The sequence below is a fragment of the Salinivirga sp. genome, assembly GCF_035268865.1.
Taxonomy (GTDB): Bacteria; Bacteroidota; Bacteroidia; order Bacteroidales; family Salinivirgaceae; genus Salinivirga.
Map to the genome: position 1 here is coordinate 1 of NZ_DATFKB010000249.1, position 16064 is coordinate 16064.

The following is a 16064-nucleotide window of genomic DNA, read 5'->3' on the forward strand; positions in this document are numbered from 1 at the left end:
ATCATCGGTCATAGAGTCCATCCGGGAAAAGGCAAACCACTTTTTGCCCAGGTCTTTTAACGAAGCACCGAAATGATAAAGTTGTGTTTCATCCAAAATCAGGAAACGGTCGTGTGCATTTTTGAATTCGTGTGCTATTATTTTAGGGTATTGGCTGTTGTGTTTTTTCAGGTCGAGTTTGAGTTGTTTGCTGATGTTTTTGGTGTAAATGTTAGTTGAAACATTTTCGTCCCGCTTACTCAATAAAGTAAGCACAGCATCATCTACATAATTATCAATTAGTATAATGGATTTTTTTGCGCTGCGTATGAGGTCTGAGGTAAAGGTATACGCATCGAACATTTGCCCATTGAAAAAAATACCTTGTTTGGGTTTCAGCCTTTTCTCTTCAATGGCATGAAATATTTTATCGAATTTTTGGTCGGTTTCTGATTTAAATTCCAGGTGGTTCTTTTCGATAATATCCAATCGTTGAAACACATTTGAATTGGCAGTAATAAATTTGCGCATTTCTACAAAGGCATTCATAATTCTTATACTTACCTGTATGGCAGTATCGCTGCGCAATACTGCCGAAAGCATAGAAACTCCCTGTTCGGTAAATACATAAGGCAAATATTTTCGATGCTTTCCTCTTTGACTTTCTAAGGTCACAGATTGTGACCTTAAAGAATGATCTTCTCTGTTTAAGGTCACAATTTGTGACCTCAGGTTTATTGTTTCTTCTTCAGTAAGTTGAAATCGAAAACTATCAGGGAACCTGGCAATGTTCCTTTTTACTGCCTGATTAAGCACTTTCGTTTCTACATCATACATTTCAGCAATATCGCTGTCTATCATCACATGAATGCCCCGGATAGTGAAAATTTTGTTTTCAATTTCCTGCAAGCTATATTTTTCCGATTGTTTACTCATCTTTTAACTCAATTTTGGCCATGTTTTCACCAATTCGTTTATTTAGTTCAGCTTCCTCCTTCAACTGCTCCTCTAATTCGCTTTTCAGGTTTGTAAACCGCTCCTTAAAATCAAAATCATCCTCTTCCTCAGCTAAACCCACATATCGCCCCGGTGTAAGCACATAATCCAGTTCTTTTACCCGTTCAATTGGCGTTGAATTGCAAAAACCTTTGATGTCCTCGTACGCCCCTAAATCCCCTGAAGGGGACTTTTTCAGAGTTTCTTCAATTTTTGATATAACTAATTCAATATTGTTTATTACTTCATCATTTTTAAATCGAATGATAGTAAAGCCCTCTTTTTCTAAAATTTTGCTTCTTTGTTCATCCGCTTCTTTTTGTTTATCATGAATATCTCCATCAACTTCAATAACCAAAGCTTTTTCAATTGAGCAAAAATCAACAATAAACTTGTTTACAATGTGTTGCTGTCTAAATTTTGGTCCAAGTTGTTTATTCCTTAACCGTTCCCACATTATTCGCTCAGCTTTGGTAGGATTCTTTCTCATCTCTTTTGCTCTTCTACTCAATTCGCCATATAGGGCTGAATTTGAAGACTTCAAAACAGATGGAGATTTCATACCCCCTTTAGGGGGCTGGGGGGCATTTCGCCAGTTATGATATGTTTCGGCAATCTCATCTATATCCTCTTCAGAAAGCACTTTTGTTCTACGGTTGATTAAATGCCCCATGTTGCGGGCATCAATAAAAAGAATCTCACCACTGCGGTTTCTGAATTTACCATTTGTCCTATTCCTGCTCATAAACCAAAGCGATGCAGGTATTTGGGTGTTTAAAAACAATTTTGGCGGTAGGTTGACAATACAATCAATCAAATTGGCTTCTACCAGTGCTTTCCGTATTTCACCTTCGCCACCGGATTTGGTGGTTAACGAGCCTTTTGCAAGTACAAAGCCTGCTTGTCCATTGGGTGATAAATGGTAGAGAAAATGTTGTATCCATGCATAGTTTGCATTGGATGTTGGCGGCACACCATATTTCCAACGTCCGTCTTTTCGCAATAAATCACCGCTCCAATCACTTACGTTAAACGGTGGATTGGCAATAATATAATCGGCTTTTAAATCTTTATGGGCATCATTTAAGAATGAACCTTCATTGTTCCATTTCACCTGAGAACTATCAATACCACGAATGGCGAGGTTCATTTTTGCCAGTCGCCAGGTAGTTTGATTGCTTTCCTGTCCGTAAATAGAAATGTCGTTGATTCGTCCACTATGTTTCTTTACAAACTCTTCGGATTGAACGAACATACCGCCAGAACCACAGCAAGGGTCGTAAACCCTTCCATGGTATGGTTCTAACATTTTAACCAACAGTTCTACAATACTTCGTGGCGTATAAAATTGCCCGCCCTGTTTACCTTCTGCAAGGGCAAATTCACCCAGGAAGTATTCAAATACATGGCCGAGGATATCAGCGCTTCGCTCTTTGGTATTTCCAAGGGCGATATTTCCAATCAGGTCAATAAGTTCACCTAAACTTGTAGGGTCGAGATTTTGGCGTGCATAAACTTTAGGCAAAACTCCTTTCAAGGAAGGATTTTCTTTTTCGATGGCATCCATTGCTTCGTCAACAGATTTCCCAATTGTCGGTTGTTTTGCTTTTGACAAAAGAGAATTCCATCGGGCTTTTTCAGGTACAAAAAATACATTTTCTGCCTTGTATTCGTCTTTATCTTCCGGGTCTGCTCCGGCATATTCTCCTTCTCCGGCTTCAAGTTTTTTATACAGTTTTGTAAAAGCATCTGAGATATACTTAAGGAAAATTAATCCTAAAACAACGTGTTTGTATTCGGCTGCATCAATATTTTTCCTTAGTTTATCGGCAGCTTTCCAGAGTTGATTTTCTAAAGGTTCTTCAGTTGTTGTTCCGTTCTTCTTTGCCATGTATTAATTGTTTTGTGATCATAAAATTACAGAAATTGAATTCGTTTCTGTCTTTATGGTGGCAAAAATTACTAACAAAATTTATTTTTTGAAATTTGTGACCCTCTTAATCAATTGCGCTTTCTTTCAAATTTTAATCTCCGCCTTATCTTTTGAAAATTATGATATATTTAAAAATTCGCTTCTGCTAGCGATAGGCTTTTTAGTTATCACCATAAACCATATTTGATTAAGGCAAAAACTCTGGCGCTCTGCGGTGCCTTGTTCCCTGTTCAAATGCATAGGCGATTTCAAGCAATGTGGGTTCGCTCCAGGCGCGGCCAAAAATAGATATCCCCACTGGTAAATCATCCACAAATCCCATGGGTACAGTGATGTTGGGATAACCGGCATGCGCTGCTGGTGAAGAACTACCCAACTGGAAACTATCTCCGTTCACATGGTCGGTTTTCCATGCGGGAGAACCTGTTGGTGCCACAATGGCATCAAGATCATGCTCATGCATCACGCGGTCTATGCCTTCCTCTCGACTGCCCAGGTTGAGTTTTTCCAGGGCTTCTTTGTATTCATCAGAATCGATACCGGGTTTTTCGTTGGCCATTTCCAAATAGGCCTGATTGAAATACCTTAACTCCACTGAATCTTGCTTGTTAAACTCTATCAATTGTGCCAGATTTTTTATCGGAGCATCATTGCCAAGGCTTGCAAAATATTTGTTAAGCCCATCTTTGTATTCAATCAGCATAACTTCGAAAGAGGCTCCGCCTGTACCATCTTTTTCTATTTTGTCTATCTCCACAATTTCTGCTCCCTGCGACCTCATAAAATCGAGCGCCCTGTTCATTAGTGTATCGACTTTAAAATTACGGCCACTTGCAGCCGTATAATAACCAATTCGTTTTCCTTCCAGTCCGTCGCGCTTGAGGAATTGGGTGTAGTCTTTATAGCTGTTGCCATCAGAGGCAAAAGTTTTACTATCGGCAGCGTCAATATCAGTGAGGGCTCCCAGGCAAATGGCAGCATCTTTTACAGTTCGGGCTATGGGACCTGCAATATCCTGGGTAAAGGAGATGGGAATAATGCCATCGCGACTTACTAAACCCACTGTAGGTTTAATACCCACCACCCCGTTGGCGTGTGAGGGACAAACAATGGAACCGTTCGTTTCTGTTCCAATGGCCAGCATCGAGAGATTTGCAGCAACAGCAACGGCTGAACCGGAACTGGAACCGCACGGGTTACGACTTAGTACGTATGGATTTTTGGTTTGTCCGCCAACAGCACTCCAGCCGCTTGTGGAGAGTTGTCCCCGAAAATTGGCCCATTCACTAAGATTGGCTTTGCCCAGAATAATGGCCCCGGCATCCCGTAATTGTTGCGCCAAAAAACTATCATCCGGTGGAAGAGAGTGCTCCAGAGCACGGGAGCCAGCTGTTGTTGGCATATCATATGTGTCGATATTATCTTTTAATACTACAGGAATCCCGTGTAATGGTCCTCTTATTTTACCGTTGCTCCGCTCTTCATCAAGCTTTTTAGCTAATTCTTCTGCATCAGGATTAACTGTGATAATGGCATTCAATTCCGGGCCTTTTTTATTGTAGTTTGCTATGCGGTTGAGGTAGTGTTGCACTACTTCAAGGGTAGTAAAAGCTCCTGCGTCATACCCATCCTGCATTTCATTGATGCTAATTTCAATTAAAGAGAGGTCATCGGAGTTTTCAGGAATTACATTTTGCTTGTCATCTTTACAGCAGGAGGTCACAAACAACAAAGCGATTAATCCTAAAAATAAAAAACGAAATAATATTTGCATAGGTGCAGATTTAGTTAAATGTATAAGCAACAGCAATAAAGATAAGAAATTATATGCGGAAATTGTAACAAAAATTATTACAAGTTAAATATACTATTGCCAATCACTTATACACATTAGATATCAGCTTCTTTTTGACGCACCAGCCGGCGCTCCATTCGTTTTGCAATGCGAATGCAGAGTTCAAAAAGTAAAAAAAGCGGAATGGCTACTAAAAATTGACTAATAACGTCGGGAGGTGTAATTACGGCTGATATTACGAAAAAGAAAATTAGTACATGTTTCCTGTATTTGCGCAAAAACGCTGAGGTTACAATACGATTGGCTGTAAGGAAAAGAATGACAAGCGGCATCTCAAATGCAATACCGGTAGCCAGGCAAAGCATCGAAATGGTGCGCACATAAGAACCTATGCGAATTTGGTTTTCAATGGTTGTATCTAATTCGTAGGAATTAAGAAAATCGACTGTAATAGGACTCAGTAAAAAATAACCGAAGCTTACGCCAATAAAAAAAAGCATTGAGGCCATAAACAAAGAAAAATGATAACCGCTTCGCTCTCCCGGTTTCAAAGCAGGTTTCACAAAACTCCAAATTTCGCGTAAAATCCAGGGCATAGCCAAAACAACTCCCGCAATTATGGATATTGTTAAATGGGATTTGAATTGACCTGCAATTTCAATGTTGATAATTTTAACAGGTGTTTGATTAATACAAATGGCCTCTGAACCAATTAAATTTCCCAGGCGGCAAAACAATACATTGGAAATAAAATCGGCTTTTTGCGGCCCCAGAATAACGGTATTGAAAATAAATTCTTTAAATAAAAATGCGATTACCGCAAACACCATAATAGCTATAATGGAGCGAATAAGGGTAAATCGAAGTATCTCGAGATGTTCAAAAAAAGACATCTCTTCGTCAGATGATTGCTTTCGGGAGAAAAGACCAAACATGAATCAGTGGTTTTAGCTACAAGCTATTCAAATATAAGGCGTTCAGGATTTTTTATCTTTATCAGCCTTGTCGTTTACTGAATTTTCCAAATCTTCACGTTCCTTTTTGAAAGTCTCTGTAGTTTCGTTACTGGCGTCTTTAAATTCCTTTACGCCCTTGCCCAGTCCTCGCATGAGTTCCGGTATTTTTCTTCCTCCGAACAGTACCAAAATAATGATGGCTATGATAATAAGTTCGGGGCCTCCAATAATTCCTAGTAATATGGTCAGTAATGTATTCATCTCTTTTCCTTTCTAAAACTATTTGTGCTTTGCAAAATACAACAATATCGTTAAACTTTAAAATTACATATTTGAAATTTCTATCAAATAATAACTATACATTGGTAATATATACTTCATAAATTTAATATCAGACTGTCTGCCGCAATTAATAACAAGAATAGTAACATATAAATACTCACAAAACCGTGTAATTTTCCTTTCAATGCCATTTCATAATTGGTAAAAGCTATACGGAAAAATGCAAAAATCAACAGGCAATTCAACAAAATTATAGCAGCTACAATAAAGGTATTTTGCACCAGTCCGAAAAAAGGAAAGAACAGTGCGGCAAAAGATGTGGTAAGCACCCATAAGAGCAGCAGCCTGCGGGTTTGTTTTGATGCGGGAGCACCCACAGAAATCCGGAAACCAGCGTTCAGATATTGCTCGCGATATTTTATGGCCAGCAACAGAAAGTGCGGTATTTGCCATAAAAACATGAACCCGGAAAGCATAATTATGGCAGGATGCGTGATTGGTTCACCAGCTCCAACCCAACCAATCATTGGTGGCAAGGCACCGACAAGTGCACCGGGGAAAATAGCCAGTGAAGTTTTCTTTTTAAGTGGGGTGTAAAAGCCGTTGTATAATAAAATTGTTGATATACCTACAATTGCAGAAATCAGATTAACGCCAAGCAGCGCAACAGCCCCTGCAAATAGCAAAATCAGAAAAATAAGCATTGCCTGCTTAGCTGTTATCTCGCCTGAAGGAATAGGCCGTTGGGCTGTCCGCGCCATTAAGGCATCTTGCTTTAATTCCTGAATTTGGTTCAACACAGAAGAAGCTGATGACAACAGCAACACCCCGAGAGCCACCATTAAGGCCGTGAGGAGATCACCGGCACCTGAAAAAACGTAACCAATAGTTGCAGACAATGCAACTGCCAATGTCAGTTTAATTCGTATGAGCCTGGATAATATTGCTATGCGCTTATTCAAGATAATTAATCCATTGTTTTTAAATACTCCACGATCTTATCGATATCCTCTTCTGGAATTACATCTTCGTATGATTGCATAAGGCCTTTACTAAAACCTTTTACCACATCCTGGTCGGGATAAAGAATGGAATTTTTGAGATAAGCCTCATCCACTGTAATTGTACGCTCCTCTCCATCGGCAATTACCACTTTTTCGGAGCCATACAATCCTTTAAAGCTGCTACCTACAAGCTTACTGCCATCTCGTGAATGACAGGCAAAACAACCATTTGATTTAGCAATTTCAAAACCTTCAGGTTTGGCTTCTTCTTTTTGCTGAGATAAATCAGCATACCAGGTATTAAACTCAGCAGAATCCAACACACGGGTTTCTGCAGTCATGGCAGAGTGCAGCATACCACAATATTCTGTACACAAAATTTCATACTCACCTATGTAATAAGGAGTAAACCACATATAATTGTCGTACCCGGGCACCACATCCTCTTTCACCCGGAAGGCAGGTATAAACAAACTATGGTTTACATCCTCCGAAATAAGGTTAAGCTTCACAGGCCGGTTTACCGGAATCACAAGGTCGCGTGATGATTTTCCATTTTCGTAAACAAACTCCCATTCCCACATGCGTCCGATGGCGTCAATTTCCATTGCATCGTCGGGCACATTGCGCATAGGGGTAAAGCCCATATAACCATAATAGAACATTAGAATTACCAGTATCAGCGGAACGATGGTCCACAGTAATTCTAATTTCACACTGCCCCGAAATTGCTGGGGTTTGTCGTTCTTTTTTCGTTTATAACGAATAACTACATATATCATAAAAGCCGTAATGGCAATAATGAAAAAGAACGATACGGCGAAAATAAATACAAATGCCTTGTCGACACCTTCTACAAAATTTGAAGCTCCTGAAAACATAATCCAGTGTTTTTTAGCGTAAAAAATAATCAATAAACGTAATACCTACCACAATTGCAAACAGCAATAATATGAGCAGCACCATAATACGGAAAACCATTTCATCATATTTCAAATGCATAAAATATGTCAGTACAAGTCCGCCTTTTATCATGGCCACAGCCAGGGCAACTCCTACTGAAAAAGTTCCGAAATTTATTTCAGTAATTAGCACTGTAATTGTGGTGAGCACTAAAAGTGCAATAAGCACAACCAAATGAGAATTATAGGATGAAATATGATGTTTCTTTTTATCATTCATGACACATGTGCTTTAAGTTACCAAATACAATAAAGGGAAAAGGAAAATCCAGATAAAATCTACAAGGTGCCAATAAAGCCCGCTGTTTTCAAGAAAAACATAATTATCTTTATTGACAACCCCCTGCTTTACTCTAAAAAAGACAACAGCCAGTAATACTACGCCCACAATTACGTGCAGGGCATGCAAACCAGTCATCATGTAATACAGGCTAAAAAAGAGGATTTCCCCATGCTCCATATTCTTCATTACTTCAGAACCCGGGTAGAGCTGGTATTCGAACTTATGCCCCCACTCGAAGTACTTATTCACCATAAAAACGCCTGCCAAAAGTACAGTAGCAATTATAAAGCGCATGGCAAGTTTTTTATTGCCGCGCTGAATGGCGGTAATGGACATGGCTACTGTGGCACTACTCACAAGCAGAATAACAGTATTCATTGTCCCCACGAAAACATTTAGTTCCTCAGCAGCAACATGAAAATCGGCTGAATATTTTGCCCTAAAAACGGCGTAGACTAAAAATAGGCCCCCAAAAAGAAATAGTTCTGTGAATATAAAAATCCACATTCCCATTTTTGAACCTATATCGTCTCTCATATCATGTGACATATGCAGTAAAATTAACTATCAGATTCGGTTGATTTAAATGTATAAGGTTGCTCTGTAACCACCGGTATCTCATCAAAATTTTCGTGTGGTGGCGGCGAAGCAACTTTCCACTCCAGGGTTACACCCTTCCATGGATTCGCAGGTGCTTTCTCTCCTCGTTTTACATGAAAAAAGAGGTTATAAAGCATAAGCACAATGCCGGCAATTAAAATAAATGCGCCAATGGTGGAAAGAAGATGTCCGGTATGATATTCAGGGAAATAATCGAAATACCTCCGTGGCATACCCTGAAGCCCGATTACAAATAACGGGAAATATAATAGGTTGAAGCCCAGGAATAGTATACCCCAGGCAATATTTGCCAGGCGCACATTATACATGCGGCCATACATTTTAGGATACCAATAATGCAATCCGGCAAAAAATCCAAAACCCATTCCTCCAAATACAATATAATGGAAGTGCGCCACTACAAAGGAGGTATCATGCAAATGAACATTGGTGGCAAGCGCACCCAGCGCCAAACCTGACAGTCCACCTATCATAAATAAAAAGATAAATGAGATGGCATAGAGCAATGGAGGTTTCATATCTATGGATCCTCCGTACATGGTCGATACCCAGTTAAAAACTTTGATGGCACTTGGCACCGCCACAATGAAAGTAAGGAAGGAGAAAAACCACCTTGACCAATAACTAATACCAGATGTAAACATATGGTGTCCCCACACAAAATACCCCACAGCAGCAATAGCTATACTTGATAAGGCAATGGCTGTGTAACCGAATACGGGTTTTTGACTAAATGTGGGAAAAATTTCTGTAACCACGCCCATGGCAGGTAAAATCATGATGTACACAGCCGGGTGAGAATATATCCAGAACAGATGTTGAAATAGTACGGGGTCACCGCCCAGTGCCGGGTCGAAAAATCCGATATTCAGAGTGCGTTCTGCAATTACCATGAGCAGGGTAATCCCAATTATTGGTGTAGCCAAAACCTGAATCCAGGCGGTAGCATATATGGACCATGGAAACAGTGGCATTTTAAACCAGGTCATTCCGGGGGCACGCAAACGGTGTATGGTCACAATGAAATTCAACCCCGTTAGAATGGACGAGAACCCAAGCACGAAAGCTGCGGTAAGGGCCCAAATAACACTTGTAGAGGATTCGGCACTGTAGGGGACATAAAAGGTCCATCCGGTATCTGGTGCGCCTCCTCCCACAAATTGACTGGCAATGGCTAAAATAGTTCCGGCAATGTAGATGTACCATGAAAACAAATTGAGACGTGGAAATGCCACATCGCGTGCACCAATTAAAAGGGGCAGGAAAAAATTACCAAAAACGGCGGCCAGGCCGGGTATCACAATAATAAAAATCATGATGATACCGTGCAGTGTAAAAATACCATTGTAGGTTTGCGGTCCCATAATGGTTTCTCCCGGTGCAATTTTTTCGATCCGCATAAGCAACCCGAAAATTGCAGCTATGAGGAAAAATGCCATTATGGAATAAAGATACAGTAATCCAATTCTTTTATGATCGGTGGATAATAACCAATTCAATATACCTTTGTAAGGCTTGTGTTGTAGATAACTCTTTTGATTTGTAGCTTCGGAACTTTCCATGTCAGGATTTTTTATCAGATTTTTTACGACGAATTAAAAGAATACCAAAGGTGAGCACTGCGAGAAAAATAATGAAGATCCCCATTACCCTCGTGATTTGAAGCGTATACCCCTGGCTTTTAGGGTCGTATGAAAAACAATATTGTAATACTTTGTTGATTGTAGGTCTTTCAATTCCTTTTTGTGCCTCATTTACAGCCATTTTTAAATCGAAGGGTAAAAAATCGATTCCATAAAGATAGCGTGTTATTTTACCTTCGGGGCTCACAATAATAATGGCAGAAGGGTGGGCAAAATCAACGCCCTGGGGTTTATACTTAAAACCCACGGCGTCGGTTATAGTTTTTATGTTCTCTTGCTCACCGGTCAGGTATTTCCATGCATCGCGATGCTCTTCTCCAATTTTTTGTACAAAATTTTTCTTCTTCTCTTTGGCTTTTGCAGGCGTATCTTTCGTATTGAAACTAATTGTAATTACATCGTAATCCTCACCTAATTGGAGGTCTGTTTTTGAGACCACATCGGCAACTCCGTCTAAAAGGGGGCTACAAAGGCCGGGGCAGTCGAAATAGACAAATGAAAAAACTGTGGGCTTATCAATTAATTGCCCCAGCGTCACGGTGTCGTTCTGTTCATTGAGAAATTCCAGCTCCATGGGAATAGTATCGCCCAAATGCTCTATTATACCTACTTCAATGTTAACTTTTTCGTCTTGTGCAGAAGTTTGTCTCATTAAGAGTAAACTTACAGACACTACTAATATTAAATACTTCATATAGCGGTTTTACTTTTCGTTTCGATTCTGTTCATGTTTCTCACATCACTGTTTTACAGGCAGTTAAATAATTGATTAGTTTTCAGCCATATCCGGATCTTTATGAGACTTACAGGCGCCAGCAATCATTAGTGAACCTCCCATAAGGGCCACATCTTTAACCATAGAAAAAACCACAAGGTTTACATCCAAATCGCCCGGATTGAACAAATGTGGAATATGAATCGTGATTATAAAAAGTAATAACAGGCCGGCAAGCACGTAAGATGATAATTGCACAAATTTTTTGGTCAATATACTGATACTTGCAAGCAGCAATATTATTCCTACCAAAATAATAGTAAACCCACCTCCGGGCATAAAAGATGTGAGCATACCTGCATAGAAATCCATCATTATAAAATGGTTAATACCCATAAATGCAAAAGGTAATGCGTAAAGGATTCGGCCGATCATTGTAAGTTTGTTCATAAGGCTAAAATTTATGTTAGTATTTAAAGCACTAACAGTCAATTAAGAATAATGGTTCACTTCTCTTCTAAATTCTTTCCCATAAGGTAAATGCGCCGCAATTGCAAAAGCACGTAAAAAATTGTACCCCAAACCAGCAATACACCAAGCGAATACGATAAAATGAGCCATATTGGTGCTTTTGATGCTACATTCCACATGGCACGCTGTTCTGTAAGGCCTGGTTTATCTGTAGGAACACCAAATGCAAGCGCTGTATCAACAGCAACCTCTCCATACAGCTCCTGATTGCTTAAGCTGGCATTCACAGTTACCAAACCAGCTGAATCGCCGGGCAAATCATCAGGCAAAGCAAATACTACCCTGCCCTGCTCATTTGTTTTTTTTGTACTACCAATTGGTAGATTTCCAAAATAACGTTTGGCAAAAAGCTTTAGCTCGGCTCCGGCAATTGGTTCTTTTTCGCCCTCATCCAGTCCTTCCACGTAGGCCAGCAACTCCATTTTTTCCTTGACCAATTCAAGCGCAATAGTAATGCCCTGGCCTTCGAAAGCAGATTCGGCCACTTTCTTTGCCACCTGCTGTACATAATCATCATTAAAACTTCTGATATATGCCACGACATTCCAAATTTCGGTATCGCTTAGCACATTTGCAAAACCTGGCATAGCACCACGACCGGTTACAACTTTATAGTGAATTTCACCATCGCTGTTTTGCTGAATCTTATCTGTGGTTATATCACCGGGCTCAGGTTGCAAGGGTTGATAGTTCATCTCGCCCGGATCGCCATGGCACGATTTACAATTAGCATAATATGCTTCCTCACCCGATTCAACCGATTGCTCCGTAAAAGCAAACGGACTTAATTTTGCAGAATCTTCATCGGGGACAACCCATTCACCCTCTGGTTGGGCTAGCAATGCGCTAAGTCCCAGTAATACAAGTAATATTGTTGCAAATATCTTCATAATTTATTCCTTTTCGGCGTTTTCTTTTAAGGCCTTTTTATCTATGTCCTCTGCCACTTCCCAAATTGGGATAACCGGAAATAACTTCGAGAGGAGCGTAATTATCATAATTACCAAAATAAATGAAGCTGCAGTAACAGCAGTTTCAATAAGGGTCGGAGTATAAACTTTAAAAACCTCCGGAACATGTTGTATCGGTAAATATGGGTGTTCTTGTGTTGGAACCACAATAAGGTATCGTTTCAGCCAGGCTCCGATCAGCACAAACACCGAAATTACAGTCAATGGGATTGGCCTGCGCATTTTTCTGAAGAACAATAGGATAATGGGTAAAATCAAACCGGTAATTTGTGTAAACCAAAATAAAATTGCATGCTTACCTACAAATAAAGCTTGAAGGTGTATGGCATCAAATTTTTTCAGTTTATAACCGGGAACAAGAAACTCATTGATATTAAAATAAAGATATATAATGGATACCAGCGCCAGCAGCTTTCCAATTTTATCGAAATGCGAAATGGTTAAATAATCTTTCAGTTTATAATTGTTCCTGAAAAAATACATGGCAATAATCACTGCAGCAGCGCCGGCAACAAACGCCCCTGACAGGAAGTAAGGGCCAAAGATTGTACTGTCCCACCCCGGCCGCGGGTTCACTGCAAATAGCCACGAAGTAACAGTATGAATGGCAAAGGCGGTGGGTATAATTAAAATTAGCAGAATACGAATAATACGGTATAAAATGCGATACTGTTCATTTTTATGTAACCATTTTATTGAAAGCACTTCATAAGCTTTCCGCAATAATTTTGGTCTTCCTTCAAGTTTATCTTTGCTTATAGCCAAATCGGGCAATAAAGTAACGTAATACAAAAGTAAGCTGAGCGCAAAATAGGTTGTTACAACAGTTACATCCCATAAAATGGGTGATTGAAAACGACCGTACATAAACACATAGGGCAACCTGTCGGGGCGTCCCATGTCGGAAACAATAACCAAACCGGCTATTGCTGCAAAAGCCACGGCAATTATCTCGGCTATGCGACCTATGGGTTTGATCCAATCGTAACCTATGAGTCCGAGCACGCCGCTTATAAGCATACCAATAAGACTGGCAGCAACGAAGAAAACAAACGTAGCGATATACATACCCCAGCTAATAAAATCTCTTAATCCGGTTACGCCAAGTCCCTCGCGCAGCTGAATAGAATAGGCATAAATACAAACGCCAAGGGCTATGGCCAACAGAGCGAACCAAATTTTAAATCCCCAACCAATATTTACAGGCCTTAAGGCATCAGCAGCAACTTTATCAATTGTTTCCTGTTTGGCTATTTGATGTTCAGAATTCGAAGACATAATTTAAAAGTTTAAGCGTGATCAGTATCATCTAAGATGCTTTTCTCAGGAAAATCGAAAATGCGGTTCTTAGGTGGTAAATAATAAACCCTGGGTTTGGTGCCCAATTCAGGCATTAAACGGTATGCTCCATTATCTCTGAGCAGCTTACTAAGCCTCACTGTTTCTTTAGTGGTACCATTGGTAACGGCATCTTCATTTTCATCGCCAAAATAAAACACCCCGTTCGGGCAGGCCGATACACAATAAGGCAATTCACCATCTCGCAACTGGTCGGCGCTAAAGAGGCACTTGGAAATGGTACCCTTCTTTTGTGGTACATTTAGTTCCACATCGTAAGTTTTACCTTTATCCTGTTTTGCATAACGTGGTTCCTGCCAATGTACCATTCGCGCAGAATAAGGGCAGGCAGCCACACAAAACCGGCAACCAATACACCGTTCATTATCGATCAACACAATACCATCCTGCCGTTTAAAGGTTGCATCAACCGGACATACCGATACGCAAGGCGGGTTATCGCAATGCTGGCATGGTTTAGGCATATGGTAAGGAGGTGTATTTTCAGTTTCCTGAATCTGCAGGGTATTTATATGGTATTCATAAGGCCTTAGACGATGTGCCGATTGACAAGCTGTAACACATTGTCTTGCATTTCGACATTTCGAAAGGTCAATAACCATAACCCAGCGTTTACCGGGAATACCTTCGCGCCCACGCTCCTGAAATACTTCAAGACTGGGTTTTGAATCTTTCAATGCGCTTTTGTCAACTTCAACAAGTTTATTATCTGCGGTAAGAACTTTAACCTTGTCACCTTTACCCTTTGATTGCTCATAGTGAAAACCGGTGTACATAGCAGCTGCACCAGCAACAGACGCAGTGCCAATTAGCCCCAGCTTTTTCAGAAAATCGCGTCGGGATTGGGCACCCTTATCTTCATGCTGATTTTCACCCTTTTGGGGTTGCTCTTTTTCCATAAATTATTCCTTTGAAATATTTTCTTTCTTAGCGACAGCTGTCACATTATAGCCCTTTTCTGCAATAACCTTTTTGATCTCTGCCATATCAGCATTGGCAGCATCATATTCTAATGAAGCTTTGCCTGTTTCATGATTGGCTTTAATTGATTTTATTCCATCAAGCTTCATCACATTGGCTTCAATTGTTTGCTCACATCCATTGCAGGTCATACCCTCAATAGTCATTTCTACCTGTTTTACATCAGGCGTATTAGCTTGCTGGTTCTTTTCTTTGTTAGTACATCCAAATATAATTGCTATACTAATTAAAAATATGCTCAATACTTTCATAATTAATAGATTTAGTTTAATAGTCAAGTGTAAGAATCCTACCTTCTGTAAAGCCGAAGAACTGTTCCTTTTGAGCCATCTGAATGCCGCCAATCAGGTCGGCCTTGGTTTTACCATAAGACTTCAGACACATCGGACAGGCCATCACAGCTACGCCCTGTGATACTAAATTCTGAATCATATCAGCGGATGAGCCCTCATAGCCTTCCATTTCATATGTATCACCTCCTTTAATAATGGCGTTAATGGCCTCCGCATCTACAAATACGATGACATCTTTATCTTCCTTCATTTTTAATGCAATAGATAGTCCCATTAAAACTTTCCTTGCCTCATTTGTACTGATATGCACAAAAAGTCCATCAGTACTTCTTTCAATTTTGGTTGTTTGTTTATTTGCAGGTTCGTCTGAATTATTTTGCACGCAACTGGTAGAGATCATAACCAGTATTGCAATAAATGTAAGAAGTAGTTTATTCATGGCTGTAAATTTTAGTGTGATACTAATTTTTAAGAAATATATGCATTATTTACCCCTAACACAAAAAAACACACTTTAACATCTTAATTTATAAAAAGTCTAAATTAACTGTAAATCACCAACTAACGCTATGTTTTGAATAAAAAAGTCAAACCACAACATTGATTAATTGATGGTTATAATTGAAAGCAGTATTCACTTTTGTGTAAACTTTATGCCGTTTTATTTACAGAAATTACTATTGCTTCGAATAACCTATTGTGACATGTATAAACAGAGGATTATCTTAATAATACATTTTGAAATGATTTATATCAACTT

General features: G+C 39.7%; 17 protein-coding genes. All 17 read right to left on the minus strand.

Annotated elements, in window-relative coordinates; all coding sequences use genetic code 11:
• A partial coding sequence (locus VJ937_RS15235) for an ORF6N domain-containing protein (RefSeq protein WP_324068484.1) occupies positions 1-915 on the minus strand: 915 nt, incomplete at its 3' end.
• Positions 908-2866, minus strand: a complete 1959-nt coding sequence (locus VJ937_RS15240) for an N-6 DNA methylase (RefSeq protein ID WP_324068485.1) — start codon at positions 2864-2866, stop codon at positions 908-910. The genes VJ937_RS15240 and VJ937_RS15235, both read right to left, overlap by 8 nt.
• Positions 2867-3095: 229 nt before the next feature.
• Complete coding sequence (locus VJ937_RS15245; protein ID WP_324068487.1) at positions 3096-4682, minus strand: amidase; 1587 nt, start codon at positions 4680-4682, stop codon at positions 3096-3098.
• A gap of 116 nt (positions 4683-4798) precedes the next feature.
• Positions 4799-5638 carry a twin-arginine translocase subunit TatC gene (tatC, locus tag VJ937_RS15250; protein WP_057954505.1) on the minus strand — a complete coding sequence of 280 codons (840 nt, stop codon included), beginning with the start codon at positions 5636-5638 and terminating at the stop codon, positions 4799-4801.
• Positions 5639-5680: 42 nt separating this feature from the next.
• On the minus strand, positions 5681-5920 hold the full coding sequence (locus tag VJ937_RS15255; RefSeq protein ID WP_324068489.1) for a twin-arginine translocase TatA/TatE family subunit: 240 nt from the start codon (positions 5918-5920) through the stop codon (positions 5681-5683).
• Positions 5921-6036: 116 nt separating this feature from the next.
• A complete protein-coding gene (locus tag VJ937_RS15260) occupies positions 6037-6903 on the minus strand; it encodes a protoheme IX farnesyltransferase (protein WP_324068491.1) in 867 nt (288 codons plus the stop codon).
• Between the two features lie 5 nt (positions 6904-6908).
• Positions 6909-7826: a cytochrome c oxidase subunit II gene (coxB, locus tag VJ937_RS15265; protein WP_324068493.1), complete on the minus strand. Its 918-nt coding sequence runs from the start codon at positions 7824-7826 to the stop codon at positions 6909-6911.
• A 13-nt stretch (positions 7827-7839) separates the two neighbouring features.
• Positions 7840-8127: a cytochrome C oxidase subunit IV family protein gene (locus tag VJ937_RS15270; RefSeq protein WP_057954501.1), complete on the minus strand. Its 288-nt coding sequence runs from the start codon at positions 8125-8127 to the stop codon at positions 7840-7842.
• Positions 8128-8139: 12 nt separating this feature from the next.
• A complete protein-coding gene (locus VJ937_RS15275) occupies positions 8140-8739 on the minus strand; it encodes a cytochrome c oxidase subunit 3 family protein (RefSeq protein WP_324068495.1) in 600 nt (199 codons plus the stop codon).
• An 11-nt stretch (positions 8740-8750) separates the two neighbouring features.
• Positions 8751-10373: a cytochrome c oxidase subunit I gene (locus VJ937_RS15280; RefSeq protein ID WP_324068496.1), complete on the minus strand. Its 1623-nt coding sequence runs from the start codon at positions 10371-10373 to the stop codon at positions 8751-8753.
• A 1-nt stretch (position 10374) separates the two neighbouring features.
• Positions 10375-11148: an SCO family protein gene (locus VJ937_RS15285; protein WP_324068498.1), complete on the minus strand. Its 774-nt coding sequence runs from the start codon at positions 11146-11148 to the stop codon at positions 10375-10377.
• A gap of 75 nt (positions 11149-11223) precedes the next feature.
• A complete protein-coding gene (locus VJ937_RS15290) occupies positions 11224-11619 on the minus strand; it encodes a hypothetical protein (protein WP_324068501.1) in 396 nt (131 codons plus the stop codon).
• Positions 11620-11675: 56 nt separating this feature from the next.
• On the minus strand, positions 11676-12590 hold the full coding sequence (locus VJ937_RS15295; RefSeq protein WP_324068503.1) for a c-type cytochrome: 915 nt from the start codon (positions 12588-12590) through the stop codon (positions 11676-11678).
• A gap of 3 nt (positions 12591-12593) precedes the next feature.
• Positions 12594-13949: an NrfD/PsrC family molybdoenzyme membrane anchor subunit gene (nrfD, locus tag VJ937_RS15300; RefSeq protein ID WP_324068505.1), complete on the minus strand. Its 1356-nt coding sequence runs from the start codon at positions 13947-13949 to the stop codon at positions 12594-12596.
• 11 nt (positions 13950-13960) lie between these two features.
• Positions 13961-14929 carry a 4Fe-4S dicluster domain-containing protein gene (locus VJ937_RS15305; RefSeq protein ID WP_324068507.1) on the minus strand — a complete coding sequence of 323 codons (969 nt, stop codon included), beginning with the start codon at positions 14927-14929 and terminating at the stop codon, positions 13961-13963.
• A gap of 3 nt (positions 14930-14932) precedes the next feature.
• Positions 14933-15262, minus strand: coding sequence for a cation transporter (locus VJ937_RS15310; protein WP_324068509.1), 330 nt, complete (start codon positions 15260-15262; stop codon positions 14933-14935).
• Positions 15263-15278: 16 nt separating this feature from the next.
• Entirely contained in the window at positions 15279-15743 is a 465-nt protein-coding gene (locus tag VJ937_RS15315) for a DsrE family protein (RefSeq protein WP_324068511.1), read from the minus strand.
• Positions 15744-16064 lie beyond the last annotated feature (321 nt).

Coding starts and splice junctions, on each gene's coding strand:
- VJ937_RS15295 (WP_324068503.1), bottom strand. CDS start 12,590: ATGAAGATATTTGCAACAATATTACTTGTATTACTGGGACTTAGCGCA.
- VJ937_RS15275 (WP_324068495.1), bottom strand. CDS start 8,739: ATGTCACATGATATGAGAGACGATATAGGTTCAAAAATGGGAATGTGG.
- VJ937_RS15290 (WP_324068501.1), bottom strand. CDS start 11,619: ATGAACAAACTTACAATGATCGGCCGAATCCTTTACGCATTACCTTTT.
- nrfD (WP_324068505.1), bottom strand. CDS start 13,949: ATGTCTTCGAATTCTGAACATCAAATAGCCAAACAGGAAACAATTGAT.
- coxB (WP_324068493.1), bottom strand. CDS start 7,826: ATGTTTTCAGGAGCTTCAAATTTTGTAGAAGGTGTCGACAAGGCATTT.
- VJ937_RS15285 (WP_324068498.1), bottom strand. CDS start 11,148: ATGAAGTATTTAATATTAGTAGTGTCTGTAAGTTTACTCTTAATGAGA.
- VJ937_RS15270 (WP_057954501.1), bottom strand. CDS start 8,127: ATGAATGATAAAAAGAAACATCATATTTCATCCTATAATTCTCATTTG.
- VJ937_RS15245 (WP_324068487.1), bottom strand. CDS start 4,682: ATGCAAATATTATTTCGTTTTTTATTTTTAGGATTAATCGCTTTGTTG.
- VJ937_RS15280 (WP_324068496.1), bottom strand. CDS start 10,373: ATGGAAAGTTCCGAAGCTACAAATCAAAAGAGTTATCTACAACACAAG.
- tatC (WP_057954505.1), bottom strand. CDS start 5,638: ATGTTTGGTCTTTTCTCCCGAAAGCAATCATCTGACGAAGAGATGTCT.
- VJ937_RS15305 (WP_324068507.1), bottom strand. CDS start 14,929: ATGGAAAAAGAGCAACCCCAAAAGGGTGAAAATCAGCATGAAGATAAG.
- VJ937_RS15315 (WP_324068511.1), bottom strand. CDS start 15,743: ATGAATAAACTACTTCTTACATTTATTGCAATACTGGTTATGATCTCT.
- VJ937_RS15255 (WP_324068489.1), bottom strand. CDS start 5,920: ATGAATACATTACTGACCATATTACTAGGAATTATTGGAGGCCCCGAA.
- VJ937_RS15310 (WP_324068509.1), bottom strand. CDS start 15,262: ATGAAAGTATTGAGCATATTTTTAATTAGTATAGCAATTATATTTGGA.
- VJ937_RS15240 (WP_324068485.1), bottom strand. CDS start 2,866: ATGGCAAAGAAGAACGGAACAACAACTGAAGAACCTTTAGAAAATCAA.